Consider the following 26,999-nt stretch of genomic DNA (forward strand, 5'->3'; position numbering starts at 1 on the left):
CACAGAGGGCTTGGGGAATTGTTCTCCCAACTGGGCGTCGATTGGGCTTCATAAGAAACTGGGTTCCACGAAAATAGGGGTTTTCGATCAGCACGGTCAGAAGAATGGCCAGATTCATAATCTCTATCTGGCTGCTAGAACCTTTGTAAAACTCGATCCCTTACCATGCAGCAGCGGGATATAACGTGCTCTTCGCGGCGTTCGCTATCGGCAGGAGCGGATGGTTAGAGTAGAAAAATAAATCTGTCGCTTTTTCTGTTAAACACGTCGACAAGCCGTTGAGCCGCAGGAGTTACAACTCTAAATGGACCATTGCCAGCCCCACACTACGCCATCCCTCAGCCCTATCGACCAAGCAATTATCGCCCAGGTAAACCAAGCATTTGCTGCCATTGAACGACCCGAACACTGCGTCGCCAACCATCAACATTGCGAAGAGTGCGCCGAATACGATGAGCTGCTGCAAACCCATGACCGGCAAACGCTGACCGGCGAACACGTCGCCAATCCCGCCGCCGATCCTTTCGCTTTCTGTACCCCACAGGCCAAGGCTTACTACCTGCCCAGCCTGGTGTGCTTCGCGTTGGAAGGCACCGACGACAACAGCACGTACGCCATGCAATTAATAGGTCACTTAGAAGGCGATGGAGAGGACAATGCGCTGATCGTCTACTGCTCGTTAGCTCAGCGTCTAGCGATCAGCGCCTTCCTTGCACACTTTATCGAAACCCGCGCCTCGACCCTGGATAGCTACAGGCTCTCCGATCAGGCGTTACGAACTTACGAATATTGGGCGAACGCGGCTCGGTAGGGTTTGCTAGACCTACCAAGCTAAACTCGATGGTGGATTCGAGCAGGTCGATTTTGGATGCAAACAAAAGGGACAGACTTATTAAATAGCTCTAAGTAGAGTCGTTTAATAAATCAGTCCCCTTTGCCGCTCTATTATTTATCAGTTGTTGAGCGCGACTGATTGGGGTGGAGCTCGAAGATACTATTGCTGAAGAACTGGTTGACCGGGGCAAAAAGTTGGCTGAGAGCGTCGCTGAACGCGCCGGCATGTGCACGGAGGATGATTGATGACAGAAACTATTTCGCAGGTTTACAAAAATCTTGACGATCCGAATTCGGCAGAGCGTCGTGCTTTATACGATCAAGTGTCTGAATTTTGCGACCGTTTTGTAGGGCGCGCTTCTAAAGAGTTCGATATACGCTTGAAGCACCTGCACTTTACAGGGGAGTTGCGATTACAGCGCGAAGGGGGTGAAGGGATGACTCCTGCTTTCGCGCCTTTAGTTCTGTGCCTCAGCGCACCGACTGTCTCCGAGGAAGAGTTCACGCGCTATTTCGATGCGTATGGATCAGCCCATTCCCGCGAGACCATTACGGATCTTATGGATTCTCCAATAAAGTTCGGGAAGCTGTTGGAGTACCCACTGCTTCTAGAACGTTGGGAAATGATCGTGTACGTTCATCGAGATTTTCTAGCTTCTCCGTCGCAGTTGCGCAGACGCCTGCAAGGGGTCTTCTGGCACCTCGCCTATCGGGGGAAAGCTGCCGAAAGTCTTTCGCCAGTCCTTTTCGATGAGGTCGAAAAAAATTTCACGCTCGAGTTACTCGATGCCGACAGAGAGGCGTTTGACGAAGGGGCCAGTCAATTCCTGTTTGCTCTTTTCAGCGGGGGGGCTGGGGCGTCATCTGCTTACGAAGATCTTTGGTTTATAGATTTCTGTCGCCGCTTTTTTACCCGCGATTTCGCGCCTGACTTACAAGCCTATTTCGACGGCGTTTACGAATCGATCAATGAATCTGAGCGGATAACCTTTGATGGAAAGCGCATTTTACTGCCTGCTGCGTAACGAAACCGCCACAGCTTCTTCGCTCGTCGAGTTTTACATTAGTGAAGCCAGACCGCTTTTCGAAAACGATGTGAACGTTGAGCTGCGTTCGGTTTTCAATGCTCTTGAATATTCCGCTGAGCCCGTCACCTTCCATCGTGTGGATGCGTTCACCGCGCAAGTTGGCTGGAACGTGGAGTTCGACCACTCGCCGGTCCATGAGCTGATTGTTTCGCTTCAAACCGCTGGTTGCGTGGTGAAGTCGCCGGTTCTTTGGCTTGAGTCCGGGGAACTGCTGCGCATTGTTCATGTAGACGCGGAGCATTGGCATCTTGCGCCCGTTCTTGAGGATGGCGAAGAGCAGATGTTCGATGATGAAGAACTGCTTCAGTACATGTTGAAGCATGGCGATTAGCTGCCGAGCAGGTGCTAGTTAGTAGAAAAAAAGAGAAAAAAGGGGGCAGCTTTATTAAGCTGCTCTAATTTAGAGTCGTTTAATAAACAGTCCCCTTTGTTGCTCTACCCGCGCCGCTAACGCGCCGCCACACTCTTGGGTTTGTAGAACTTGAAACTACCAATCTCCTTGGTCTTGATATAGGTCTTGGACCAGTCCACCGAAGCGCTGCGGTCGTGGAAGAACAGCGCACCATTAGTGCGGTCGGGCAGTTGCTGGTTGAGGGCTTTGCGAGCGATCTCCTTGGCGACGGCGTAGCGGCTTTCTTCCTCGACCTGATCGGGTCGACCGTCACACCACCAGGAAAACTGACAAGGGCTTTTTTCCGAACCCTGCTTGACCACCGCGCAGACCGTATCGGGAAACTCCTTGCGACCGAGGCGGTTGAGCACCACATTCGCCACGGCCTCCATGTCCTCACTGGCACCGCCCTTGGCTTCCCAGTAAATCGTGCGCGACAGGCAGGTGATAGCGTCGTCCATCGGCGCCTTGCCGGCGGGGTCGACTGCCTGGACTTCGGCTTTGCTCAGGGGCGACGTCTGCGGGGCAGCCTTGAGGCTGTCCTTGTCCGCAGCTTTCTGCTCCAGTATTTCGGCCTTGTCTTCGGCGGCGGCTTTTACCGCTGGCTGGACTTCGGCGGCTTGGAGTTGGGCCACCCACAACACCAGGCTGATACCAATGATTTTTGAGAGGAGGTGCATGATCGGTTCTTCCTGTTAAACCGCATGGCAGTGAGAGCGCCGAGCACAGTCGGCGCACAAAGCAGACAGCCTAGTTCCGTTTTCTTTCCCGTACGATGTGCTGTACGCACCGCAGCGATCACCCTTCAGAAAAGGGGACAGATTTGTTCGGTAGCTCTAATTAGAGTCGTTTAATAAATCTGTCCCCTTTTGCCCCACACTTAGGGCCAGAAGCGGACATTCGGTATAATGCGTGCTTCCAGCCAAAAAAAGGGTTATTCCCCGCAGACTTGTGCTCCTAAAGTTCGCGCTTCCTAAGCCGAAAACCTTCGTTCTTATTTCACGGATGATCTCAAATGTTCCGCTCTGTTTTTTCCGGCGTTGCTTTACTCGCCGTCGCCGCTGCCGGTGTCGTCCAGGCTCAGACCATCACTACTCCCGAACAACTGCTCACCGAACTCTCTCGTTGTGATGCGCAGTTCTTCGAGAGCCTGCGCGACGCTCGCCTGCCTGCCGATACTTTACGTCTGAGTGAATACGGTTCGGTCAAGGCGCCGACCATCATGAATCCATTGCAGGAGGGTGGCACTTATCAACGCTTCGAAGCGCCCCTGATCGTCAACGGCGTGAGTATGGTGGGGTACTACAACCAAGTCCAAACCATCAATGATGTTGGCGATTTTCTGTTCTGGGGTTTCGTAGCCGATGGCTCGCCAGACGAGGTGGCCGCGAAACTCAAGCCGCTGATTGTCGATAACGCACGCTTTGTCCGCCAAGGCAAAGCCATTACCCGCGCCGAAACTCGTCGCGTCGGTGACCCGATCGGCCAATGGCGAACCGAAGAATTGACCGGCCCCGGCGTCGCCACGCCATTTGGTTTCGTAGACCGCGTTTTCATGGTCGACGCGGGCGCCGCTACACCGCCACTCGCAGGCCACACCACTGTGTTCTGCTCGCTACAAGGTACCGTGACCGCGCCGCTTTTGCAGGTCTATCGTCCTGACCTCAACGCTCGGCTGCTTGACTAACAAGGAGGTGTTTTCATGAATGCTTGCTGGCCCGCACTGATCGCATGTGCCTTTATTCTCACCGGATGTGCCGGGGTGCCGAACCCGCAAAAAGCCAACGTCGCACACTGCCAAAGTCAGTTGAAGGCGTACAAAGCCGAAAACTACGCGCTGGCGCTGCAGGAAGGTGATCTATGCCTGCAGAAAAACACATTGCCCGCCTCGCTTCAAAGTCTGGTTTACGCGGTGCAGGCTGAATCATACAGCGGCCTCAAGCGCTTTCCTGAAGCCGTGACCGCCAAGGAAAAATCTATGCAGCTGGCGGGCAAGCCTAACCCACGCGACAACCTAGACTTGAGCGCCATGTACCGCGATGCCGGCAACCCGAAAAAAGCCCTTGAACTCGTGCAGTACAACTTGGACAACGGTCTGGGAGAAGCCGGAAAGGGTTCAGGCTTCCACATGCCGACCTATTATCATTTGGGCCTTGCACTGACAGACCTAGGCCAGTACCGAGAGGCCGCTGAAGCATTCAGCGCCGGCCTTCAGCGCCAGGCGGACTTTGCCTGGGCTTATTATCGACGCGGGATCGCCTACGACCATTTGGCTGACAGGGCGAATGCAAAGGCAGACTTCATGAAGTTCTCGCAGATCGTCGACCAGAAATACGTGCAGCCGGAGCACAAGGCCAAGCTAGCAGAATACGGCGTTTCCATGCCCTAACAGGAGCGCGCGCCTTCTCCTTCCTCTCGCTACAAGCGAGCCGAATGCGTCGGGGCCTCTTATAGCCCTGGCGCCACTAAGTTTTCAGCATCGGTCGCTATTCATGGCAGCTTTATGTCCCAGCCCTAATGTAAAGATCGGCTGCTTTTGGCCGGAAGCTGCCGGTCGTAGACGGCCGCAATCGGCCAAAAGCGGAGGCTTAGAGTAGAAAATCTGTGCCCTTTTTCACCAATCGACAGACAGCCCTCGACCAAAATCCGAAGTCTCGAATGCGCAAATTGAATCTGCGCTCTGCCCAATCAAAAACGCGTTTTTGAAGACGACGTCCCTCATCTCAGTTGGCGCTCGATGGGTACGGTCCGGGCGCTGACTTCCTCTCCCGTATGACGCGTGGTGACGGTTTCGATCAGCACAATGCCGCATTCTTCGGACGCTACCGGGTTGTGCCGGACACCCTTTGGAATCACGAAAAATTCGCCGGCCTGCAAAACGACGTCGCGGTCTTCCAGCTGAATATTCAGCGTCCCGTAGACCACCATAAACATCTCATCTTCATCCGCGTGGGCGTGCCACATCAGTTCGCCTTTGAGCTTGGCCACTTTGATGTACTGGTCGTTGACCTGGCCAATAACCTGCGGAGACCAATGCTCGGTGACGTTGGCCAAAGCTGCTGCGATATTGGTGCTGTTGCCGCTGAGCATCATGAATAAGACTCCAAAAAAAGGAGCCCCACCATACGTGCGCAGCGCGACGCCCCGTATCGAATGTTTATAATAAGGCCATTAGCAACCCTAATGGATGCCGGCATGCCCGCACCTCTCCGTACCGTCGATTTAGTGCTCGTTCGCAGCTTTGTCACCATCGCTGAAACAGGCAGCATCAGTGCCGCCGCTCGCCAGTTGCATCTGACGCAAGGCGGTATCAGTCAGCAGATCAAACGGCTCGAAACCTTCTTTGGATGTCAGCTTCTCGAACGAGACTCCAGCGGCGCGAGGCTGACAAATCGCGGCCTGCACTTCTTACCCAACGCGCGGCGTTTGCTCGACCTCAACGACCGCCTGTGCCGCGAAATGATCGGCGCAAGCGTGCCGGAGACCGTCAAGGTGGGCGTGCCACATGACATGGCCGGATCGCATTTTGCGGATGTTCTAAAAGCCTTTGCCGCCAGGCATACCGAGGTCGAAGTCATTGTTGTGCCTGGCTCATCGTTCGAGCTGATGAATGCTTTCTCCAAGGGGCAGATCGATTTGACGGTCAGTCAGTGCCTGGCGAACGAAGCGGTCGGCGAGCGCCTGTCTGTGGAGTCGCTGGTCTGGATAGGCGGCTTACAAGAGCCGGTTAGCCAACGACCCTTGCCGCTATGTTTCATCACGCCGACCTGCGCGTTTCGCCGTCCCGTGTTTTCACTGCTAGGCGAATCCAGCATCAGCTGGCGCGTGATATTCGAAAACTCCTCGGTTGAAACCACCCTCGCCACGGTAAAAAGCGGCCTGGCACTGACGCCGTGGCTTCGCTCGCTTGTACCGGATGATTTTCAGGTGCTGGGCGATGATTCAGGACTGCCGAAGTTGCCAGATTTCGCGGTCGAGCTTCATGTTTCGCAGAGCGCTGCCCAGGGGGCATTGGATATGGCGGAGATCATTCGTGCGCAGTTGTCTTGCTCGACGCGTGAGCGAACAGGGGACCGTGATTGTCAAAAACCTCATCCCCAGCCGCCATGTACGCCCGCATAAACTCATCGCCGCTCGATCAGTTCCCTCACTCCCGTACAGTGCTTAAACGCCAATGCAGAAATGGATTAGCGATCACGCGTTTAGTCAGTAAGCGTGGCCAACACCTTACCGTCTCTGCGCTGCACGATGGTCTTAGGGGCTACGGGCTGTGAGCCGTCGGCGCCCGGAGGCGGGGTGATCAACCAGGTATCCGCATAGTCTTCCCGGACATGCCGCGGATTGAAGCGGATAGCGCTTGCCGCCAGATAACGGCGCTCTGCGAGTGTCGCACCGCTCGAAAGCACCGCACTTTTGACTTCATAGAGCTTTCGCTCTGCGTCGAGCGCAATACTGGCATCCGCAAGCTCGAAACTATCGATACGCACCGGCACGTCTTCTGGCGTGTCGAGAACCCAGCGGTCGGGATCTACAAACCCATCGGTATAGACATTGCCGGTTGAAGCACGGAGCGACGTGCCTTTGGGGAAAGTGATGCCATCGACTGCATTGCCCTCGGCAAGCGTACAGCTGCTGAAAGCCGAAACGCCGCCATCAGGCTTGAGCTCAAACTCCACCGGTTGCAGCGCATCGCACCGCCAGCCGTTCTGCATCGTCGTGCCGTGGCCGGTTATCCGCATGTTCTGTGGCGTGAAGCCAACCGTTTCGTATTTTTCATTGGTTTGAATTGCGATGTAGCGGGCTACTTCGAGGGCATCGATGTCGAGCATACGCACAGGGCTTGGAAATACGGCTCGCTTGAAGGATTCCGTTTGATCCGCAACGGCTAGTTCGAGTTTGGTGCCTTTGGGCATGTCGATCTGGCCAAGGCGCGTCGGCTCTACTAGTTCCGGGCGATAACTTGCCTCTCTCTGCCGTTCAGAGCTACGCATCTGAAGATAAAAAGCCGCGCACTGCCACAGGGTAAAAAGCGCACACGCGGTGATAAGCACGTAGGGCAGGAGGACGGGGCGGCGCCAGCGACCTGTGGAATATCGAACCACCAGCCTTATCGTCCACCCGAACCAGAAAACCGTCGCGGCGAAGAAAAAGGCGAGGTAAAGCAGTAGTTCGACTGAGGGCAGTGCAACGGGGATCATGCGAGCCAAACTTCCTAAATGGGAACAAAGAGGAGTGGGAACGAAGGGGACAGCTGATCAGACGGGCGGGCTGACAGCTCTTAACGTTCAGCGATTAAAAGAATCACCAGGCAATGGGTTTGTCGTTCCAGTCCCAGAAGGTTCCGCTGTCGGACGGCCCATGCTTTCCTACCACATCGATTACGCAAGCCGCTGAGAAAGCCGGTTCGAACAGTTGGCCATCAGGCACGTTCGCCTGGAAGGGTTGAGACAGCTGCGTGTCAGTCGTGCCTGGGTGTATTGCCAGGACAGTAGAGGCAGGGTTCAGACGTTTCAATTCGATACTGGCCGTATGCAGCAACTGATTCAGCGCGGCCTTGCTGGCTCTGTAGCTGTACCAGCCACCCAGTCGATTGTCGCCAATAGAGCCAACTCTCGCCGAGAGCGCCGCGAAGGTAGAAGGTTGTTTGCGCAATAACGGGAGTAGGTGCTTAAGCAGCAGGATTGGAGCAAACGCGTTGGTCGCAAAGCTCGCTTGCAGGCTCGCAAGGGTAAGTTGAGACAGACCCTTTTCTGCTTTTGCGCCGTCCTGATGAAGAATGCCCAGGGTACTGATGACAAGGTGCAGATGATCGCATCCCTCAAGCGTCTCGCTCACGAGTGCTTCGAGGGATTGCTCATCGCGCGCGTCGCAGTCGACTCGTTTCAAGCGTTCGCCATACTGATCTGCAAGCTCTGCCAGATCGGCGCAGGTGCTAGCTTTTCGCGCTACTGCCCATACCTGAGCCACATCATGGCGAGCGAGCAAAGCCCCGCACAGCGCCAGGCCAATGCCTCGGCTGGCTCCGCATATCAGCACATGGGCTTCGCTGTTCAGTTCGGGTATCAAACTCATAAGGCACCTTGAGCAACATGGCGGAAATGTTGATGATTTCGAAGCCCTTGTTAAGACTGCTTCTGGCCCTTAGCAGCCTGCCGCGCTGGGCGGCAAACGGCCAAAAGCACACTTCATCGTACTGCCCGATAAATTCACTGTGGGCACACTGTAAGCGCGCCTATTCACGCCGTCCGCAAACCTCCAGGATCAAGTTTCGGAGCCATTGATGAGCAGGATCAGCGCTGAATCTCGGATGCCAAAGCAATGAAACGCTGAACTGCGCAACAGGCAAAGGCAGCGGAAAACTATGCATGCCCTCGCGCAAGCTCGCGGTATGGCGTTCGGGAACACTGGCGATCAGATCTGACCCGCGGGCCAGCCCCAGCGCGATCGAAAAGCCACCGACGATCGTAACGATCTTTCGCTCCAGTCCGAGGGGCCGCAGCGCGTCATCTATGGGGCCTTTATCTATCCCTTCCCGCGACACGGAGATGTGCATAGCTCCTGCATACTTTTCCGGCGTAATTTTGCCGCGACTTAGCGGATGCCCGGCTCGTACAACACCCACGTATTTATCCCTGAACAAACACTGGCCCCTCAGCTCGGGAGCAGAGGCCAGATTTATAACGCCGGTTTCGAGATCAACGACCCCATCGCGTAATGGCTTACTGTCCTTGTCTGGCTTGTGCATAAAGAACAGCCGCACTCCCGGAGCCATTTCCCCAATACGCGCGATAAGCGCGGGGCCGAAGTTTTCAGCAAAACCTTCACTGGTCCTGATCGCGAATGTCCGGTCGAGTTTTTTCAGATCGAGAAGCTCGGTTGGGCGCAAAACTTCCTGCGCATCGCGAACAAGCTGAGCAACACGCTCACGCAGTTCGATCGCCCTGGGAGTAGGAACGAGCCCACGTCCGGCCCTGACCAATAGTGGATCACCTGTGGTTTCTCTGAGTCGCGCAAGTGCCCGGCTCATCGCCGAGGGGCTGAGCCGCAGGCGTTTGGCTGCGCGCGTGACGCTACCTTCAGCGAGCACCGCATCGAGGGTAATGAGTAGGTTGAGGTCCGGATTTGACATGGCTGTATGGTAGCCCAGCTCGTTCGATGTATGGCGTCAGGCGCAACAATAAAGTGCAAGCCGTGCGCCTTCCGCCATACCTGGAAGCTTCATACAGTTCGCTGCATCGGCACATGTGTACCGATGCGGATGAAGAGGTGGCGTATGAATTCGTTAAGCAGGTTTGTTGAGCGCGTCCAGTCAGTCTGGGGCCCGCTCAGCTCTGAAGTGGTCGCAGGCTGCCAGCAGCAATTAGGTGAGCTCGTAGAAACGCCTGTCACCGAACCGTGGTTGAGCGATCTCCACCAGCAGGCATTGGCTCAGAAGGAGCTGTATCGAGATCCGGTAAACGGGTTTTTGCTGTTGGCGCACACCGAACCTGAAGGGCTCTACCGGCCGCCACATGATCACGGTCGTGGCTGGGTCATTTACGCGGTGCAGCGCGGTGAAATCGAGATGGGTAGCTATGCCAGCGTGCAGGCTCCGGATGGCCGGGTGAAACTGGTAAAGCGCGGTTCCGCCCGTGTGAGCGCCGGCCAAACGCAGGTCTATCTGCCGGGCGATATTCACGATACGCAGTGCATCTGCGGACCGGCTTTGCTCTTTCGCTTCACCGAGCGGGATTTGAGGATTGAGGATAAACAGGCCCGCAAGCTGACACGGTACATCGAGCAGGGTGGTGATTGGGTTCCGCAAACCGGCGCACTGCGCAATGGTTGACATCGTGCCGCGCCGCCCAGCCTCAAGAGCCGGTCGCCTCGGCACGCAGATTGAACGCACCGCCTCATTGGAGCATGCCGTCGAGGCGATATCAGTCGGCGCAAAACCGAGGCAGCTGGCTGCCGTTAGCTCAGTGCTGGCCGCCATGGTGCTGGTGGTGCTCAACACGGCGATAGTCAACATGGCGTTGCCGGCCATCGCCCAATCGCTGCACGTGACACCTGCGCTGTCCATGTGGATCATCACGGCCAACCAGGCGGCGCTGTTGGTGGCTTTGCTGCCCTGTGCAGCGCTAGGTGAAGGCCTTGGTTACCGCAAAGTATTCAGGTGGGGATTGGTGCTTTTTCTGGGCGCCACGCTGATGTGTGCACTGGCCCCTACGCTGTATTGGCTTATCGCAGCGCGATTGCTTCAGGGGCTTGGCGGCGCTGCGATCATGGCGCTCGCGGTGGCACTGCTTCGCCACGTGATACCGAGCCAGCAACTGGGCGCCGCCATCGGATGGAATGCCCTTGCGGTCGCCCTGGCATCAGCAGCGGGCCCCGCAATGGGCGCAGCAATTCTCAGCGTGGCAGCCTGGCCTTGGCTGTTTGTTGCACTGCTTCCCTTGGGGCTTTGGGTGATGCTGGCGAGTCGGGCTTTACCCGCGGTGGACGGCACCGCGCGCGTACCCGATCTGTTGAGCATTGCACTGAATGTCGGCGCCTTTGCTTCGCTGGTCATAGCCGCAAGCGCCATCTCTAGCCACCCTCTATCGGCTGCAGCATTGCTGGCCATCTCAGTTTTTCAGATGAGGCTTTTGGTTAGGCGGGAAGGGCACAAGGCGGCGCCACTGGTTCCGCTTGATTTGCTTAGATCCGGCGCGTTCCGCATTTCAGTTATTGCCTCTTTGCTCTGCTTTGCCGGGCAGACTGCAGGGCTGGTGGCGCTGCCTTTCTACCTTCAACACCGCCTTGGCCAAGAGGTGATGACAGCAGGCTTTTACATGATCCCCTGGCCGCTAACCGTCGCGCTGATAGCGCCATTGGCTGGTCGCTTTTCAAACCGATGTTCGCCCGCCTGGTCTTGTTTAATAGGCGGCATGTGTCTTTCGTCAGGGCTCGCTGGAGCTGCGCTTTGGCCTCTGCAGGAAAGCCTCATGGCGCTTGTGCCATTGACGATGCTTTGCGGTTTTGGCTTCGGGCTTTTTAACGTGGCCAATAACCGCAACATGTTCTTCTCGGCTCCGATAAGCCGAAGTGGGGCGGCCGGGGGAGTGCAGGGCACCGCTCGCTTGCTCGGGCAAACTGCTGGCGCAGTCATCATGGCGCCGATATTTGATCGGTTCCCTGTCGATGCTGCGCCTCAGCTTGCCCTTGGCGTGGGCGCTACGTTGACCTTGTTGGCAGCCCTGATGAGCACACTGCAAAGCAGACAGACATACGGCTACCCATCTTGAGTGTGAATCGCCCAGCAGCCGTCAGAAGAAACCGCTGCTATTTGCCGGGCGCTGTGTGCAGCTGGCTGACGGTTCCCAGAATCACCTTCACGTTGGATTCCACCACGAGCTCGATGGGTAATTCGTAGCGGCTGTGTACCCAGAGCATGCCGGTCTGTATGACCGAGCCGGCCAGTGCGGTGCCAACCAGCTGCATCTCCCGTGGATCATGGGCAGCCACCGGTACGCCGGCGCGGCCCAGAAAATCCATCATCAGCGCCGCAAAATCAGCGACAGACTGCATGTATAGGGCATCCACCCGCGGGCTCACGCCCAGCACTTCGCTATGGGTGATTCGCGCGAAGCGTGGGTTGGCCATGGCTTCGAAGAAACAGGTCAGGCCGGCCCGCGTGCGCGCTTCCACGTCGGCGTCGGCGTCGCTCAACACTTCGTTCAAATGCGCTCGATAGTCGCCAATCAGGTGCTCGTAGCAGGCCACCAGCAAGTCTTCCATGGTCTCGAAAGACTCATAAAAGTAGCGATTGGTAAGGCCCGTCGTGGCCGTCAGGGTGCGCATGGTGGTGCCGTGGAAACCCACGGTGCCAAACAGTTCGATGCCGACTTCGATAAAGCGGTGGCGCCTGGCGGCTGCGCGCTCGGTCACGGCGATGCCGGAGTAGGTGCGCTCGGTCGAACTTTCGATTGGGAAATTGGCGGTGTCTGTCATTCGCGAATCGTACAGCGTTGACAACGCTTGTTGCCACAATCAGAGTAGTGAGAACGAACGTTGTCACAATAAGAGTGAGCCCCATGACTGAAGCACACCGTGGCCTTGCGCCTGTCGATGTATTAATTATTGGTGCCGGATTATCTGGCATCGGCGCGGCGTATCACCTGGGCAAGCAGTGCCCGACGCTGTCGTACACAATCATCGAGGCTCGCGCGGATTTGGGCGGCACCTGGGATCTGTTCAAGTATCCCGGCATTCGCTCCGACTCCGATCTGTTCACGTTCGGGTACGACTTCAAGCCCTGGGTAGGCGAAAAAGCCATCGCCGACGGCCCGTCGATCAAGGCCTACATCGCTGAAACCGCGCGCGAGAACGGAATCGAGCAGCACATTCGCTTCCGTCAGCGGGTGGTCGATCTCAATTGGCACAGCGCCAAACGCTGCTGGGAGGTCACCTTGCGCGAGGAAGACACGGGCGAGGAGGCGACTCTCGAAGCGCGCTGGATTTTCAACGCTGCCGGCTATTACCGCTATGAGGAGGGGTTTACCCCGGCCTTTGCTGATCAGGCGCTGTTCCAAGGTCAGATCGTGCACCCGCAGCACTGGCCCGAAAACCTGGACTATGCCGGCAAACGTGTTGTGGTCATCGGCAGCGGCGCGACCGCCGTGACCCTGGTGCCTGCGCTGGCGGAGCAGGCGGCGCACGTGACCATGCTGCAGCGCACGCCGACCTATGTGCTGCCCGTACCGTCCCGAGACCCGATTGCGCGGCGCATCCGCCCACTGTTGGGGACCACCATCGCCCACTCGCTGGCGCGTCGTTTCAATATTGCCAAGCAGCGTTGGGTGTACGCGTTCTGCCAGCGCTACCCGGTGGCCGCCCGCAAGCTGATCCGCAGCATGAACACCAAGATGCTGCCGGCCGGCTACCCCGTGGACGTGCACTTCAATCCGCCCTACAACCCTTGGGAGCAGCGCATGTGCGCGGTGCCCGGTGGTGATCTGTTCAAGGTGATCTCCAGCGGCGAGGCGTCTATCGTCACCGACCAGATCGAGCGCTTCACGCCCACCGGTATCCACCTGCGCTCGGGCGAGCATATCGAGGCTGATGTGATTGTCACCGCGACCGGGCTGAACCTGCAGCCGTTGGGCGGCATTGTGCCGAAGATTGACGGGGTTCAGCTGCGCTTGGCCGAGCACGTCGCCTACAAAGGCATGCTGCTCAGCGGCATTCCGAATTTCGCCATTGCGGTGGGTTACACCGCGTCCTCGTGGACCCTGAAGATTGGCTTGCTCTGTGAGCACTTCACCCGCCTGCTCGGGTATATGGAGACGCGCGGTTACGCCGTGTGTACGCCCAAGGCTGACCCGACTATGGAAACCGAGCCGCTGCTGAATTTTGGTGCCGGTTACGTGCAGCGTTCGTTGGCGCAACTGCCGCGACAGGGCAAGGCGTACCCTTGGACCATGTCGTGGAACTACGCGGCAGACGTAAAAATTCTGCGCAACGGTGAGGTCGATCACCCGGCGTTGCAGTTCCTGCCCAAGGCGGTGACGCCATGAGCCTGGCCGCCCATAACGAACAGTTCGCCACGCTGCCCAACGGGCTGAAGCTCTGCTACGCCAGCCATGGCGATGAAGCGGCTCCCACCATTTTGCTTATCGTCGGGCTCGGGCTGCAGCTGGTCTACTGGCCGGCAACATTGATCGACCAACTCGTCGCCGGGGGCTTTCGAGTCATCTGCTTCGATAACCGCGATGCCGGCCGGTCGTCCCGCATGGCGACGCCTCATCCAAGCAAATGGCAGCAGCTCACCGGCAAAGCGCCGGCAGGTGCCTATGGCCTGGAGGACATGGCTGACGACAGCGCGCTTCTGCTCGAACATCTGGGTATCGAGAGCGCGCACCTGGTAGGCATGTCGATGGGCGGGATGATTGCCCAGGCCTTGTCGTATCGCCATCCGCGCAAGGCCAGGTCACTGGTTTCCATTTTCTCCACGACGGGCAATCGCAAGGTGGGCCAGCCTGCAGCGTCGACCTTGTGGCGTATGGCGCGGGCCAAGGCTCCGCGCACCGAAGCCGACGCGATAGCAAGCTTTCGTCAAACGATGATGCACATCGGCGATGCCACGGCCACCGGCGCTCCCGCGTTGTGGGACAGCTACGCACGGCTTGCCTGGACGCGTAACGGCGAGCGGGCCGAAGCCCGTGCGTTGTTCCGCCAGATCGGCGCTATTTTGAAGTCCGGCGACCGCACCCCGCATCTCACAACCATTCAGGCGCCGACCCTGATTGTGCACGGCGGCCAGGACCGCATGGTGAACCCCACCGGTGGCCTCGCCAGTGCACGGGCGATACCCGGCGCAAACCATGAAGTCATCGCAGACATGCGTCATCAAATCGATGCCCCTCAAGGTGAACGCCTTGCAGCGCTGATCCTCAACCACATTCACAGCCAGGCAGGACAACAACAATGAAACTCGACAATCAGGTGGCAGTGCTGACCGGTGCAGCCAGTGGCATTGGTCGCGCATTGGCGGCCGTGTTGGCTGAGCGTGGATGTCATCTGGCACTGGTTGACCGTGATGAAGCCGGCTTGCGTGCAACCCTGGCCTTACTTCCACAGCGCGGCAAAACGTACAGCACGCACGTGGTCGACCTGGTTGATCGTCAGGCCATCCGCAACTTGCCAGGCGAAGTACTCAACATCCACCCGACCGTGCACCTGGTCATCAACAACGCCGGCGTGGCGCTTGGCGGCACGTTCGAGCAGGTGAGCGAAGAAGACTTCGACTGGGTCATGGACATCAACTTCCGCGCAGTTGTCGACAGCACGCGCGCCTTCCTGCCCATTCTGCGCGGCAACGGCGCACCGGGCCGAATCGTCAACCTGTCGAGCCTGTTCGGGCTGGTGTCGCCACCGGGCCAGGCCGCCTACAGCGCCAGCAAATTTGCCGTGCGGGGCTTTTCAAACAGCCTGCGCCACGAGCTAGCACGCACCCCGATCGGCGTCACCGTGGTGCACCCCGGCGGCATCGCCACCTCTATCGCCAACAACGCGAAAGCACCGCAAGGCATTGATGCCCTGGAAATCGAACGGCATAAAAAAGAAATGAACAAAGTGCTGAAAATGCCTGCAGAAAAGGCCGCCCGCATCATCGTGCGGGCCATTGAAAGCGATAAGGGCAGGGTAATTGTGGGAGCGGACGCGTTGCTGCTGTCGATATTCGAACGCCTGATGCCGGTGAGCTATTGGCGCTTGGTGGAGCGGTTGATGAAGCAGCCGCAGCGTTAAGAATTAGCCGCGCTGTGACGGGAATAAATCCGTCCCCATTGTCCTGCTACTCAGCGAGTACAGGGCGTGCGCCCAGCCCTCGCTAGGTGCCCCGTGTGGGTAAAAAACACATTTGTATCCAGACACTGCCTACCGCGGCACCGTCCTATATCATGGCGCGCCAATTGGAGGGGGGCTACTGCGAGCGCATGGGTTGCCCGGCGCCCTTGGGGCTGACACTGATCGCAGTTTATGGAGCTGGAATGAACAGACGACAAGTTTTGACGTTGGGCGCCATCGGCGGTGCGGCGGCGCTCGGCGCAGGTTTCTGGGCGTTGCCGACCGGCGACCGCGCGGGGGCGCTGAACATTGAGGGCGCGCAAGACCTGTTGCGTACACTGGAGGGCAAGGCGCTGGTCAGCGTTCAGGGCTGGACCCCGGCTGAAGTGTTTAACCACTGCGCGCAGAGCATCGAGTACTCCATCAGTGGCTATCCCGAGCTCAAACCAAGTTGGTTCCGCAGCAGCGTGGGCCCGCTGGCGTTCAGCGTATTTGCCGCGCGTGGGGCCATGCGGCATCCGTTGCACGAGGCCATTCCAGGTGCAGCGCCGCTCAGTGAACCGACTAGCCAAGCCTTGGCCCTCAGTCGTTTGCAGCAGGCCTTTAGCGATTTCAGCCAGTATCAGGGCGAATTGCAGCCGCACTTCGCCTATGGCGCGTTGAGTCATGCTGATTACGTTGAGGCGCATGTCATGCACCTTTATAACCACATGAGCCTCATTCGACCGGCTTGATCTGGCGTGCGAGTAAAGGCGAAACCCCCTGCGAATTGGACAGGTGGATAGTGGCAGATGTGTTCTCTGCTCAATGTTCTGTTTCTGACGTTGACGACAGGCAGCAATCGGCCAGAAGCGGACATGTAAAAGTAGGGAAAAGATCGGTTTTTGTCCGCTGAATATTCGCTTATGAAGATCTTCGGAGCGTGAAAAGTAGGGCTACTAGCGCACCTACAAAAAACACTGGCGCGTGCCATGCCCAAGACAGTCTTAGGACGGTATCGTACGGCTCTGGCATCACGCAGCCTGTCATTGTCGTGTATCGGCACGCCATTGTGGCCGGAATGACAAATGCCAAACCCCTGTGGATTGCGCAAATGCCAAAAGCGATCGTAGCTAGGACCGCGAGAACCGATCTGGTATGTCGAGTCTGGTATGCAAAGGTCAGTGAGAGCGACGCGAACGCAGCCAGCCAAATCAACTGGTCGTAATTTATTAATGTCCCCATTGTCACGACTTCATTCCCTGACATTCCAGCCTCATGTAAAGCTTTGGATTGATAGCCTGAGCGAGTGACGATTTTACAGGACAAAGGGGACGGATTTATTAAACGGCTCTAAATTAGAGCTGGTTAATAAGTCGGTCCCCTTTTTTCGCTAACATCCATAAACGCCAAAAGTCGCCGCTCGTAGCCATCAGCGTTCGGTTACGAGCAGCACGGCGGTTTATACCAAAGCCATTACCTGACCGTCCCCAGGAATCAGTAGCCGACTGGCAACGCCGGCTTCGGCTGCCGCACTTGCCAGCTCCTTACGGGTAACAGGACAGTGGTTGATCGCTTCCAGGTGGTTGGCAATAACGGTGCCTTGGCTCAGACGGGTAAATTCGAGTACATCGGACAAGCCCATGATTATGTCGCCCCCCACGTCGAAACGCGCCCCTCCAGCAGGCACCACACTGACCTGAGGCTGATGCTGCAACACGATGTCACTTACCGTGGCGGTCAAAAGCGTATCGCCGGCCAGATACAGGCTGGGCTCGCCTGGCAGCTCGATCAGGTAGCCGACGCCGTGTTCCATCAGGCGTCCAACCACTCCCTCTCCATGGGTGCAACGGATTGTACGAATCACGCCGCCTAGGAAGGGTTTCGGCTCGCCATGACCTTCCGGCAATGGCTGTACATTCAAACCCAGCTTCGCCAGGTAAGCCGCGTCATGGGGCGTGCAGATAACGGGAATCTGCCGCTCTCTCAGCCACCGCGTGCCCGCTCTGTCCAAATGGTCGAAGTGGCCTTTCTGGCAGTGGGTGATCAGGCAGTGGGTGATGAGCTCCAAGGCGTCGCGAGCGCCCTCCGGGAGTTCGACGGTCGGGTTCCTCTGAAACCCAGTGAAGACGCGTAACGAAGGCAGAGCGCCTTTGCGGGCCAACATCGGATCGACCAGAATGCGGTGCGCGCCTAGTTCGAGAATGATCGTAGCGTTGCGAATTTGCTGAATGTTCATCATGAGGCTCCTGGGGTGTGGACTCATGGTGCCGGGACCGCAAAATGCTCATAATGGCGTGAACTGACATAAACCATTCATTTATGGCCATGACTACCCCTCTACGGATCGGTCTGTTGCTCTTCCCCGACTGCATGCCAGCAGGACTTCTGGCTTTCGTGGATATGCTGCATGCAACGAATCGGCGAACGGAGCGCTCGCTGTTCGAAACCTACTTCGTCGCCGAGCAAAGCGGTGCGGTCACGTGTGCTCACGGCCTGGTTCTGACGGCCAATCATGGGTTCCTGGAGCTTGCTCTGGACGCGATCCTGATCCCTGGTTATTGGGCCGAGTCCCCCCGGCAGGTGGATAAAACCCTGCATGACAATGCCTCGCTTTTGGCCGGCTTGGCGAAGCTCGGTAAGCGCTGTCGTATCTGGAGTTATTGCACCGGAGTGAGCCTTGCTGCCGCCAGTGGCCGCCTTGATGGAGAGCACGCCACCGCAACCTGGTGGCTGGCCGACACGCTGCTTCAGCGCTATCCCAAGGTGCGATGGCAGTATGAGCAGAGCTGCATCTTTAACGAACGCACCGGCACTGCCAGCGGTGTCAACGGCTACCTACCGCTCGCCCAGGCGCTGATTGAGCGACAGGTTGATGCAACGGTGTTCAACGACCTTAATCGGTTGATGGTGCTTCCCCGCCCGATTCAGTCGCACGCGGCCTTCCGGGCCCTCAGTCTGATCGAGCAACCCAGCCAACTGCTGCGTAGGTTGCACACGCTGGTGCAGGGGTTGCCAGCCGAGAGGATCACTGTTCGCATCTTGGCGGCAGAGTTGGGAATGACCGAACGGACACTGGCGCGCAAGGTCGGGGAAGAGACAGGGAGTGCGGTAGCCACCTATGCGCGTCGCATCAAGCTGAGCCAGGTGAGTGAGCGATTGATCTTGACATCCGTGCCCCTCAAAACCATCAGTAGTGAGCTGGGCTTCAGCAGCGATTCGAATCTCAGAAGAATGTTCAAGGAGCTGACCAAACTGACGCCCGCTCAGTACCGGCAGCGATTCGCCCGGTTCTAGTGTGGAAAAGGGGACAGATTTATTAAACGACTCTAAGTTAGAGCCGTTTAATAAATCTGTCCCCTTTGTCGCGCCTTTGTCGCGCTCCTGTTTCAACCGGACAGGTCTGGTTCTGCTTACTGGGACAGAGGCCGCTTATGGCCGATAGCTCCTAATTCACGCCGCAGCTATCTGCCAAAAATCGACACTCCACGCAGCGCATGGCGTTCCCTCACACCGCCGCAGTTGGGTTGGCGCTTTGTTCCTGAAACACTGCGCTTACCCAGTCCACAAAAACGCGGACATTGGGCGACAGGTTTCGTCGATCCGGAAACAGGACGGATACCGCTTTTGGCTCCGTTGGTACGTTCGGTAGAACCTCTACGAGGCGCCCGCTATCGATGTGTCGCTGCAACGCGGGGCGTAGCGCCTGAACAATCCCGATTCCCGCCAGCGCGCAGTACAACAAGGCTTCGGCATTATCGACAACGATGCCGCTGCGCATTTTGACATCCGTAGTCTTGCCGTTGACGATGAACCGCCAGGGCATGATCTGGCGGCGCTGTTTAACCATGAAGTTAACGGCCGTATGTTCCTTTAGATCGTCCAGCTGGTTTGGTAAGCCGTGTTTCTTCACATAAGCGGGAGCTGCGCAGGTAACCAGTGCGACCTCGCCTACACGCTTGGCAATGAGGCTCGAATCAACCAGGTCACCAAGGCGCACGGCGCAGTCAATCCCTTGCTCAATCAGGTCATTGAGGCTGTCGGAGGTGCCTAAAGAAATCTCCAGGCCAGGGTAGCGTTCCAGGAACTCGGGCAGGCGGGGAATGAGCACCGCGTGGCCCAGTACGGTCTGCAAGTCGATATTGAGCTTTCCTCGCGGGGGGCGGGTCGGGGAGAACCAGTCCAGGGTTTCCGCCAGGTCGGCGAGCGTTCTCAGGCTGCGTTCGTAGAACTCATCGCCGGCCGGCGTGGTGTTCACTCTGCGCGTGGTGCGGTGCAGTAACTGCACGCCCAGTTCCTGTTCCAAGTTCTGGATGACCTTGGACAGCGCGGGGCGATGGACATGGAGCGCTTCGGCGGCTTTTGTGTAGCTCCCACGCTCAACCACCGCCACAAACATTTCCATGGCTTCAATTAAATTCATCGCCATCCTCTTCAGGGTTGTGCACCGGGCTGGGGGGCTTGGGCACAGAGGATGATAGCCGAGCAGGTTTACCTGACTCACCCGCATAACCACAAAAAAGCCACCGCTGTCAGAAGCAAACAGCGATGGCTTTATGGCAAGCAACTGGTTGCCAGAGAACAATCAATCCACGACAACGACGATCTTGCCGATCTGTGCATTCGACTCCATTCGACGATGAGCATCGGCGATGTCAGCCAGTGAAAACACCTTGTCGATGAAGGGCTTGAGCGTGCCTTCTGCCAACCCTTTGGTTACAAAAGCCTTGGCAGCGGCCAGTTTGCCCATGTCCATGGTGATTTCAAAAAGCTCGTAGCCGCGCACGGTCAGGTGCTTGCCAAGAATGTCGAATACCGGAACAGGTATATCGCGGTGATCAAGAGCACCGTACTGAAAGAAGATGCCGGCGTTGGCCATGGACTGAATCAGTTTGGTCGCTTGCGGGCCACCCACCGGGTCAAAGACGATGCGCGCGCCTTTGCCGCCAGTGATCTTGGCCACTTCGGCAACCAGATCGTCTTCCTCAGTGGCGATGACGTGTTTGGCGCCAGCATCCAGCAACGCCTGACGCTTGGCGCTGGTGCGCGTGAGGGCGACGGGGATGGCACCCTGCATGTTGGCGATTTGAATAGCCGCCAGGCCAACGCTGCTCGATGCGGCTGAGACCAAAACCGTTTCGCCAGCTTGCAGGTTGCCGTATTCAATCAAGGCACCGTAGGCCGTGACGAACATCATCCAACTGGCTGCCGCCTCCGCGAAACTCAGGTTGGAAGGATGCTTTACCACGGCATGGGCGGGCGCATTGACCACTTCGCCGTACATGCCGTAATCGGCAAAAGAAAACGCCGGAACGACGCTTACCGCGTCGCCCACAGCAAAGCCGCTGACGTCACTGCCAACGGCCCGCACGATGCCAGCGGCTTCATAGCCAAGCGTTGCCGGAAACTGCGGCTCTATTACGTATTGCCCTGTGCGATACATAATTTCAGCACGGTTCAGGCCGATGGCTTTCACCTCGATCTGAACCTCATTGCTTTTCGGCGCTTGTACGGCAACGTCGTCGAGTGACAGAACGTCAGCGCCACCGGTACGGTGAAATCGGACGACTTTAGGCATGGCTCACCTCGTGAGTGATGATGTCGAAAGGAAGTGCGACATCTGGAAAAGTTGTCGCCATGCTACGGCCTCTTACTCACCGGATAGAGCGCTGCACGCTTCACAATCTGTTATCCACAGAGAACTAATCAGTGAGCAAGCAAGGCGGGCGGACTTATAGGTCAGCTTGCCATTGCCGAACGCAGACCTTGCGCAGCCTCACAATAACGTCCACGCGCCACTGCACGTTGCCCGTGCCAAGCGCTAGCATTCCCATCCCCTTCAACACCTTCGGATTCTCCCCATGAACCTGCGTGTGCTTGCCGCCAGCCTATTGTTCGTTTGTACCGTTGCCTATGGCGCCGAGCCTGCGCCGCTTCCTAAAGCGTTGGAGCAGCAGGTCGAGCGGTTGGTGGCGCTGGTTAAAGACAGCTATGCCACTGGCTACCCGGAAGCGGCCATGACGCAAACGCTCAATACCGGCGAGGAAAGCCAGGTCACGCTGGTGGTTTTCACGGTCGAGGGCTTCGGCATGGGCAACAATTACAGCCAATACCTGGCGGCATTTACCCCGGACGAAGACGAACAAGGCGTGCCGTATTACAGCCTGCTCGATGTGGTGCGAATCGGTGGCGACAGTTGGCGAGCGATTGAAACGCTGGAGGCGAAACTGGTCAGCGACCCGGCGGGTGAACAAACGCTGATCGACATTCCGGCAATGGAAAATACCCCCGACGACCCGGCGAATTCACCGAGCAAAGTGGCGGTTATTCATCTGTCGCTGGAAGGCTCGCAGACGCAGCGGCTGGTTGAGGTCAAGTAACGACGCAGCGCCGTGTACGAGGCGCAATGCGGGCAAGCGGCTTCGGGTTTGCGCTGCAATGTCGTGCCGCTTGCTATTCGTGATGCTGCGCCGCTTCCACGTTACGTCGGTTAACGATGCCGATCATCGGCGGTGCTGGTTTGGACAGTCACCAAGCGAGTATCGGAAAGTCGTAAAACGCTGACGGGTCAGTTATGCCATTGAGCAGTTCGTGGCCATTTCAATCTGCCATTTGCAACGGCCAAACCCGCCCATCAAGGTTCAGCTTTCATCCGTCCCTGAACTGCCATACGCAGGCAGCCCCAGGCGATGAATCCAAGAAGCAACACCTCGCCAATGCCGACCAGGACGTTGAACGAAAAGGTCCACGGTTGCTCGGCGAAGAAGAAGCGCGACGTGCCCGAGCGCACGCCGCTGAAGCGCAGCTCTCCGGTAAACAGCGCACGCACCAAGGCGATCACCTGTGTCAGCTCCAGCACGGCCACGAAAGCGCCGATCAGGGCGAGCAGAAGGCGGCCGGGCACGCCTATTTTTTCCGTGCGCTCTTGCTCCGCCGGCGGTTTTTTGCCCTTGTGTTGGGTGCGCTTGGCTGAGGCCATTCGGGCCGGTGCGGGAGCCGGCTGGTAGGCGGCTGCCAAGCCTGCTGGGGCCACCTCGACGACTTCGGTAGGCACCGGCACTTCCAGGTAGTCGGCGAGTTCGCGCAGCCAGGTATCCGTGCGTTTACTGCCCGGCACCACTGGCACCGTGGAGGTTGTCAGGCGGTGCTCGGGACCGTCGCGCATCACCAGCCACAGCTGGGTGTAAATCGGCTTGGCGTCTCGATTGCGGCGAAGTTCAAGGCGCTTGGGGCCTCGAATTTTAAAGGTGGTTATGCGTTCGCGGCGGCCGAAAAAATTCTGCATGCGCTGCTTGCCCACACCCTCTTGGCGGGAGAACACAAACGTCTCACGCGAGCCGATGTAGATCGCCATCATCAGCGAGATCGCGGGAATCAGCAGCAGCGCCAGAATGAGTGTGAGCAGGTGCAGCGGGTGCATCTGCCCCGGAATGTCGCTGACGATGGCAAACACCACAAATGCCACGGGCGCGGCGACGGAGACTGCGCCTGCCAGAACGATGGCGATCGTCTGCGCCCGGTTGTAGGAATGGATATGCAGGTCACCCTGCGGGGTGCGTTCAAACCGATGACCAACCAACATGCAACGAACTCCCTGTCCTCGTTTCAGCGCTTAACCGTGGTGCCGCAGCTGACCCCAAAGGCCCCGTTTTTTTAGGTTTGCGGCGGTAAGTTGGCGGAGGGCGGGTCGAAGACCAGCTCGCGAATTTCCATCTCCTGTTCAATCGCTTCCACGATCGGTACCAGGTCGTCTTGCGTGGCGCTGGCGCTCCAGGGCAACCCGGCCAGGACGGCGAAATCTTCGCCGGTCTTGATATCGAAAACGCGTACGCTCATCGCGGTCGGCGACTCAAGCGCCGCCTCGAAGCCTAACGGTGAGAAATACTCTCTCAGCCGGGCACACGCAAAGGGGAACGTCATCTTCGCCATGGGTCATCCTGGGGTGGGGGCAAGAGGCCCAAGGATACGCGACGGCATGCCCGCTTGCTTGCCAGGCTTGCGGACGACGCTAGCCTCCGCGCTTGCCCTGTGTGAGCTATTTCCGAGCACCCGATCACCGTTGGCGTTCCCCGCCTCTGATGCTGTCAGAACGACGCACTTGCTGGATTTATGGCAGAGCAAAATCCCGGTGACAGTGCTCCTCGCAGTAAACAGCTCGCGGCTAAAGCCGCTCCTACAGGCTGTGCGGTCTGTGGGAGCGGCTTTAGCCGCGATGCTTTTGCGCGAAAAACGTCCATCTTTCCAGGCCGCCTTTACCCGCTTACGCCCTCTGCCTAAACGCCGCCTCACCCGGCCCATCCCCACCCGGCGGCTCGCTTCCCACGTCAGGCCAGTTCAACACCGCCTCGGTATTTCTTAGTAGCTGAAACACCGTTTCGATGTCGGGTGCCAGCCAGCGGTCTTGGTCGTAGGGCGGTACGTGTTGACGCAGGCCGCGCCAGGCGTGGTCGGTGCCGATGCCGAAGGTTTCCAAGGTGAGCAGTTCGAAGGCCTGACCGGCCAGCAGGTATTCGATGGCAAGCACGCGGTAGCTGTTTTCCACGGCTTTGAGCAGCTTGAGTGCGGCGCTGGTGCCCAGGCTCAGGTGATCTTCTTGCAGGCCGGACGTGACGAAGTTGTCGACCACGGCCGGCTGGGCCAGTTGGCGGTTTTCGCCGACCAGGGCGGCGGCGACGTATTGGGCAATCATCATTCCTGAGTTGACCCCAGGCTGTGCCACGAGAAAGGCGGGCAGGCCGCTGACCAGCGGGTTGATTAGCCGGTCCAGGCGGCGCTCGGCCACGCCGGCCAGTTCCGCGACGGCGATGCACAGCAGGTCGGCGGCCATGGCGACCGATTCGCCATGGGGGTTGGCTTGCGACATCACGCGGTAGTTATCCAGCGTGCCGAGCAGCAGCGGGTTGTCGCTGACCGAGGCCAGTTCGATGTTGATTTGCGCCTGGGCGTGGGCGATCTGGTCGCGGCACGCGCCGTGTATTTGTGGAATGGAGCGAATGCTCAGGGCGTCCTGGGTGCGCAGGTTTCGCTGGCTGGCCAGGCGCTTGCTGCCGGCCAAGAGCGCGCGCAGGTGTGTGCCGACCTGTTGCATGCCGGGGTGTGGTTTGAGGGCGAGCACCGCTTCGTCAAAGGCGTTGAGCTGGCCGCCCAGGGCTTCAAAACTCATGGCGCCGATCACGTCTGCCCAGTCTGCCAATTGCCAGGCGTCGGCGAGTGCGAGGCAGGCCAGCCCGGTCATGCAGGGGGTGCCGTTTACCAGGCTGAGGCCGTCTTTGGCGGCAAGCTGCACGGGCGCCAGGTTGGCGTCGGCCAAGGCCTGCGCAGCGCTGATGCGCTGGCCGCGGTAGCTGACGTCACCCATGCCCAGCAAGGCGATGCCCACGTGCGCCATGTGGGTGAGGTAGCCCACCGAACCCTGGGCCGGAACGCAGGGGGTGATGCCGTGGTTGAGCAAGTCCAGCAACCCTTGCAGCACCGAGCGCTGCAAGCCCGAGCGGCCGTGAGCGAAGTTGTTGACGGCGGCGCACATGATGGCGCGGGTTTGCTCAACCGGCAGCGCGGCACCGACGCCGCACGCATGGCTGAGCAGGGTATTGCGCGAGAGCTGCGCCAGTTGCTCGCCTTGCAAGGCCACGTTGCACAGCGCGCCCAGGCCAGTATTGATGCCATAGGCGCGCTCGCCGCTGAGTACGATGTGCTCAACAATCGCCCGCGCGGCCTCCACCCGTTGCCAGGCCTGTGGCGATAGTTCCAGACGCGCGCCGTGACGAGCCACTGCCACCACCTGGCGAAAGGTTAAGGGTGTGCTGTCGATCACCACCGGGATAGCGGGATTGGTTGGCAGGTTCAACAACGCCGGCGAGGTCATTCGGTGCTCCGCAGTTGGTGGCTGGAAATGAATTGGCGGAAACGTTCGCTGGCAGGACCGTCGAACAGTTCATCCGGGGTGCCGGTAACGTCGACCAGGCCTTGGTGCATAAACACCACGCGGTTCGATACATGCCGGGCAAAGCCCATTTCGTGGGTGACCACCAGCATGGTGCGGCCTTCTTCGGCCAGACCGCGCATCACGCGCAGCACTTCGCCGACCAGCTCCGGGTCGAGGGCCGAGGTGGGTTCATCGAACAGCAGTACTTCCGGGTTCATGGCCAGGGCGCGAGCGATGGCGACGCGTTGTTGTTGGCCGCCTGACAGGTGCGCCGGGTAGTAGTCGCGTCGCTCGTACAAACCAACTTTTTGCAGCAGCTGTTCTGCGTCGTGCAGGCATTCGGCGCGAGGGCGTTTGAGCACCCGCAGCGGGCCTTCCATCACGTTTTGCAGCACGGTCATGTGCGACCACAAATTGAAGCTTTGAAACACCATGCCCAGACGCGCCCGCATACGCTCCACCTGTTTGCGGTTGGTCGCTGCCATGGAGCCGTCGCGTTTGCGATGCAGGGCGATGTGTTCATCGCCCACTTGAATGCTGCCCTCGTCGGGCGTTTCCAGCAGGTTGATGCAGCGAAGAAAGGTACTTTTACCCGAGCCGCTGGCGCCGAGTATGGAAATGACGTCGCCTTTGTTGGCCTGCAGGTCGATGCCTTTGAGCACATGGGCGCTGCCGTAAGACTTATGGATATTGGCAACCGTGAGGGTCGGGGCGGGAGATGTCATGGCGCTCCAGGCAACTTGTTTTCGGTGGAGGGAACAGGGGCGGGCGAGGCGCGGGCGTCTTGCCGGGGCCGTGCGGGAATGGCCAGGCGACTTTCAAACCAGCCCACGGCGCGCACGACGAGGAAATTCAGCACCAGGTAAATCAGCGCCGCGCAGGCAAACACTTCCATGGTGCGGTAGCTGCGCTGGATGATTTGCTGAGCCACGCCGGTCACGTCCCACACGGTCAGCAGGCTGGCCAGTGCGGTGGATTTCACCAACAGCACCGCCTCGGTGGAGTACGCCGGCAGGGCTTGGCGCAGGGTCACCGGCAGGATGATGCGGTACAGCAATTGCCAGCGGGACAGGCCGATGGCCATGCCGGCTTCGATTTGCCCGTGCGGCACGCTCAGCAAGCCACCGCGAATGATCTCGGCGGTGTAACCGGCTGTGCACAAGGCCAGCGACACAATCGCGCAGCCATAAGGCGAGCGCAGCACCGACCAGGCAAAGCTTTCGCGCACCAGCGGAAATTGCCCGAGGCCGTAGTAGATGAGGAACATCTGAATCATCAGCGGCGTGCCGCGAAACAGGGCGATGTAACCGCGCGCCGGCAAGCTGAACCACGGCCAGCGGCTGACGCGCATCGCGACAATGACCAACGACCAGGCGAGGCCCACCACCAACGACGCGAAGAACAGGCTCAGCGTGGTGGGCAGCGCGGCCAGCAGTTTCAGCAAGGTGCTGGTAAGGAAAGGCAGGTCGAGCAT

The 26,999-nt window shown here is 58.5% G+C and carries 28 protein-coding genes; 14 read left to right on the forward strand and 14 right to left on the reverse strand.

What is annotated here, in order from left to right:
• Positions 1 to 304 precede the first annotated feature (304 nt).
• The 3 genes from AC0IW7_RS11775 (at position 305) to AC0IW7_RS11785 (ending at position 2,253) form a co-directional block, all read left to right on the forward strand.
• The gene (locus AC0IW7_RS11775) at positions 305 to 811 is read left to right on the forward strand and encodes a hypothetical protein (protein WP_471818102.1); all 507 of its coding nucleotides are present in this window, start codon (positions 305 to 307) and stop codon (positions 809 to 811) included.
• Positions 812 to 1,079: 268 nt separating this feature from the next.
• The gene (locus AC0IW7_RS11780; protein ID WP_471818104.1) at positions 1,080 to 1,859 is read left to right on the forward strand and encodes a hypothetical protein; all 780 of its coding nucleotides are present in this window, start codon (positions 1,080 to 1,082) and stop codon (positions 1,857 to 1,859) included.
• Positions 1,828 to 2,253: a hypothetical protein gene (locus AC0IW7_RS11785; protein ID WP_471818106.1), complete on the forward strand. Its 426-nt coding sequence runs from the start codon at positions 1,828 to 1,830 to the stop codon at positions 2,251 to 2,253. The genes AC0IW7_RS11780 and AC0IW7_RS11785 overlap by 32 nt, the downstream gene beginning before the upstream one ends.
• Before the next feature lie 116 nt (positions 2,254 to 2,369).
• On the opposite strand, the gene AC0IW7_RS11790 is transcribed toward AC0IW7_RS11785, so the two are convergent.
• Complete coding sequence (locus AC0IW7_RS11790) at positions 2,370 to 2,993, reverse strand: cell wall hydrolase (protein ID WP_471818107.1); 624 nt, start codon at positions 2,991 to 2,993, stop codon at positions 2,370 to 2,372.
• A gap of 335 nt (positions 2,994 to 3,328) precedes the next feature.
• Here AC0IW7_RS11790 and AC0IW7_RS11795 point away from each other — a divergent pair, with 335 nt between their 5' ends.
• Both AC0IW7_RS11795 and AC0IW7_RS11800 read left to right on the forward strand, forming a co-directional pair.
• Positions 3,329 to 4,000: a hypothetical protein gene (locus AC0IW7_RS11795; RefSeq protein WP_471818109.1), complete on the forward strand. Its 672-nt coding sequence runs from the start codon at positions 3,329 to 3,331 to the stop codon at positions 3,998 to 4,000.
• A gap of 15 nt (positions 4,001 to 4,015) precedes the next feature.
• Positions 4,016 to 4,702 (forward strand): tetratricopeptide repeat protein, encoded by a 687-nt coding sequence (locus AC0IW7_RS11800; RefSeq protein WP_471818111.1) that lies wholly within the window; start codon positions 4,016 to 4,018, stop codon positions 4,700 to 4,702.
• A 329-nt stretch (positions 4,703 to 5,031) separates the two neighbouring features.
• Here the strand turns inward: AC0IW7_RS11800 and AC0IW7_RS11805 are convergent, their stop codons facing one another.
• Positions 5,032 to 5,406, reverse strand: coding sequence for a cupin domain-containing protein (locus AC0IW7_RS11805; protein ID WP_471818112.1), 375 nt, complete (start codon positions 5,404 to 5,406; stop codon positions 5,032 to 5,034).
• Positions 5,407 to 5,508: 102 nt separating this feature from the next.
• Here AC0IW7_RS11805 and AC0IW7_RS11810 point away from each other — a divergent pair, with 102 nt between their 5' ends.
• Complete coding sequence (locus AC0IW7_RS11810; protein ID WP_471818114.1) at positions 5,509 to 6,435, forward strand: LysR family transcriptional regulator; 927 nt, start codon at positions 5,509 to 5,511, stop codon at positions 6,433 to 6,435.
• A gap of 80 nt (positions 6,436 to 6,515) precedes the next feature.
• Here AC0IW7_RS11810 and AC0IW7_RS11815 read toward each other — a convergent pair whose 3' ends face one another.
• The 3 genes from AC0IW7_RS11815 to AC0IW7_RS11825 form a co-directional block, all read right to left on the reverse strand.
• Positions 6,516 to 7,511, reverse strand: a complete 996-nt coding sequence (locus AC0IW7_RS11815) for a hypothetical protein (protein ID WP_471818116.1) — start codon at positions 7,509 to 7,511, stop codon at positions 6,516 to 6,518.
• A 103-nt stretch (positions 7,512 to 7,614) separates the two neighbouring features.
• Positions 7,615 to 8,385 carry an SDR family NAD(P)-dependent oxidoreductase gene (locus AC0IW7_RS11820; protein WP_471818117.1) on the reverse strand — a complete coding sequence of 257 codons (771 nt, stop codon included), beginning with the start codon at positions 8,383 to 8,385 and terminating at the stop codon, positions 7,615 to 7,617.
• 160 nt (positions 8,386 to 8,545) lie between these two features.
• Positions 8,546 to 9,442: a LysR family transcriptional regulator gene (locus AC0IW7_RS11825; protein WP_471818119.1), complete on the reverse strand. Its 897-nt coding sequence runs from the start codon at positions 9,440 to 9,442 to the stop codon at positions 8,546 to 8,548.
• Between the two features lie 144 nt (positions 9,443 to 9,586).
• On the opposite strand from AC0IW7_RS11825, the gene AC0IW7_RS11830 reads away from it, so the two are divergent.
• Positions 9,587 to 10,141 (forward strand): hypothetical protein, encoded by a 555-nt coding sequence (locus AC0IW7_RS11830; protein WP_471818121.1) that lies wholly within the window; start codon positions 9,587 to 9,589, stop codon positions 10,139 to 10,141.
• Entirely contained in the window at positions 10,134 to 11,579 is a 1,446-nt protein-coding gene (locus AC0IW7_RS11835; protein WP_471818123.1) for an MFS transporter, read from the forward strand. The genes AC0IW7_RS11830 and AC0IW7_RS11835 overlap by 8 nt, the downstream gene beginning before the upstream one ends.
• A gap of 37 nt (positions 11,580 to 11,616) precedes the next feature.
• On the opposite strand, the gene AC0IW7_RS11840 is transcribed toward AC0IW7_RS11835, so the two are convergent.
• Positions 11,617 to 12,285: a TetR/AcrR family transcriptional regulator gene (locus AC0IW7_RS11840; protein WP_471818125.1), complete on the reverse strand. Its 669-nt coding sequence runs from the start codon at positions 12,283 to 12,285 to the stop codon at positions 11,617 to 11,619.
• Positions 12,286 to 12,368: 83 nt separating this feature from the next.
• On the opposite strand from AC0IW7_RS11840, the gene AC0IW7_RS11845 reads away from it, so the two are divergent.
• From AC0IW7_RS11845 to AC0IW7_RS11860, 4 genes are all read left to right on the forward strand, one after another.
• The gene (locus AC0IW7_RS11845) at positions 12,369 to 13,850 is read left to right on the forward strand and encodes a flavin-containing monooxygenase (RefSeq protein WP_471818126.1); all 1,482 of its coding nucleotides are present in this window, start codon (positions 12,369 to 12,371) and stop codon (positions 13,848 to 13,850) included.
• On the forward strand, positions 13,847 to 14,764 hold the full coding sequence (locus AC0IW7_RS11850; RefSeq protein ID WP_471818128.1) for an alpha/beta fold hydrolase: 918 nt from the start codon (positions 13,847 to 13,849) through the stop codon (positions 14,762 to 14,764). Before AC0IW7_RS11845 ends, AC0IW7_RS11850 begins: the two co-directional genes overlap by 4 nt.
• On the forward strand, positions 14,761 to 15,582 hold the full coding sequence (locus AC0IW7_RS11855; RefSeq protein WP_471818130.1) for an SDR family NAD(P)-dependent oxidoreductase: 822 nt from the start codon (positions 14,761 to 14,763) through the stop codon (positions 15,580 to 15,582). The genes AC0IW7_RS11850 and AC0IW7_RS11855 overlap by 4 nt, the downstream gene beginning before the upstream one ends.
• A gap of 242 nt (positions 15,583 to 15,824) precedes the next feature.
• Positions 15,825 to 16,355 (forward strand): DUF1569 domain-containing protein, encoded by a 531-nt coding sequence (locus AC0IW7_RS11860; RefSeq protein ID WP_463383276.1) that lies wholly within the window; start codon positions 15,825 to 15,827, stop codon positions 16,353 to 16,355.
• A gap of 707 nt (positions 16,356 to 17,062) precedes the next feature.
• Here AC0IW7_RS11860 and AC0IW7_RS11865 read toward each other — a convergent pair.
• A complete protein-coding gene (locus AC0IW7_RS11865; RefSeq protein WP_471818132.1) occupies positions 17,063 to 17,839 on the reverse strand; it encodes an MBL fold metallo-hydrolase in 777 nt (258 codons plus the stop codon).
• An 83-nt stretch (positions 17,840 to 17,922) separates the two neighbouring features.
• Here AC0IW7_RS11865 and AC0IW7_RS11870 point away from each other — a divergent pair, with 83 nt between their 5' ends.
• Positions 17,923 to 18,897 carry a GlxA family transcriptional regulator gene (locus AC0IW7_RS11870; protein ID WP_471818134.1) on the forward strand — a complete coding sequence of 325 codons (975 nt, stop codon included), beginning with the start codon at positions 17,923 to 17,925 and terminating at the stop codon, positions 18,895 to 18,897.
• 211 nt (positions 18,898 to 19,108) lie between these two features.
• Here the strand turns inward: AC0IW7_RS11870 and AC0IW7_RS11875 are convergent, their stop codons facing one another.
• Both AC0IW7_RS11875 and AC0IW7_RS11880 read right to left on the reverse strand, forming a co-directional pair.
• Positions 19,109 to 20,023 (reverse strand): LysR family transcriptional regulator, encoded by a 915-nt coding sequence (locus AC0IW7_RS11875; RefSeq protein ID WP_471818136.1) that lies wholly within the window; start codon positions 20,021 to 20,023, stop codon positions 19,109 to 19,111.
• Positions 20,024 to 20,185: 162 nt separating this feature from the next.
• Entirely contained in the window at positions 20,186 to 21,178 is a 993-nt protein-coding gene (locus AC0IW7_RS11880; protein WP_471818138.1) for a zinc-dependent alcohol dehydrogenase family protein, read from the reverse strand.
• 283 nt (positions 21,179 to 21,461) lie between these two features.
• Here AC0IW7_RS11880 and AC0IW7_RS11885 point away from each other — a divergent pair, with 283 nt between their 5' ends.
• Positions 21,462 to 21,980 (forward strand): hypothetical protein, encoded by a 519-nt coding sequence (locus tag AC0IW7_RS11885; RefSeq protein WP_471818140.1) that lies wholly within the window; start codon positions 21,462 to 21,464, stop codon positions 21,978 to 21,980.
• A gap of 254 nt (positions 21,981 to 22,234) precedes the next feature.
• On the opposite strand, the gene AC0IW7_RS11890 is transcribed toward AC0IW7_RS11885, so the two are convergent.
• From AC0IW7_RS11890 to AC0IW7_RS11910, 5 genes are all read right to left on the reverse strand, one after another.
• Complete coding sequence (locus AC0IW7_RS11890) at positions 22,235 to 23,182, reverse strand: hypothetical protein (protein ID WP_471818142.1); 948 nt, start codon at positions 23,180 to 23,182, stop codon at positions 22,235 to 22,237.
• Positions 23,183 to 23,253: 71 nt separating this feature from the next.
• The gene (locus tag AC0IW7_RS11895; protein WP_471818143.1) at positions 23,254 to 23,529 is read right to left on the reverse strand and encodes a DUF1652 domain-containing protein; all 276 of its coding nucleotides are present in this window, start codon (positions 23,527 to 23,529) and stop codon (positions 23,254 to 23,256) included.
• 331 nt (positions 23,530 to 23,860) lie between these two features.
• Positions 23,861 to 25,465: an HAL/PAL/TAL family ammonia-lyase gene (locus AC0IW7_RS11900; protein WP_471818145.1), complete on the reverse strand. Its 1,605-nt coding sequence runs from the start codon at positions 25,463 to 25,465 to the stop codon at positions 23,861 to 23,863.
• Complete coding sequence (locus AC0IW7_RS11905) at positions 25,462 to 26,250, reverse strand: ABC transporter ATP-binding protein (RefSeq protein WP_471818147.1); 789 nt, start codon at positions 26,248 to 26,250, stop codon at positions 25,462 to 25,464. Before AC0IW7_RS11905 ends, AC0IW7_RS11900 begins: the two co-directional genes overlap by 4 nt.
• A complete protein-coding gene (locus tag AC0IW7_RS11910) occupies positions 26,247 to 26,999 on the reverse strand; it encodes an ABC transporter permease (protein ID WP_471818149.1) in 753 nt (250 codons plus the stop codon). The genes AC0IW7_RS11905 and AC0IW7_RS11910 overlap by 4 nt, the downstream gene beginning before the upstream one ends.

Source organism: Pseudomonas sp. AC229, from assembly GCF_979254655.1.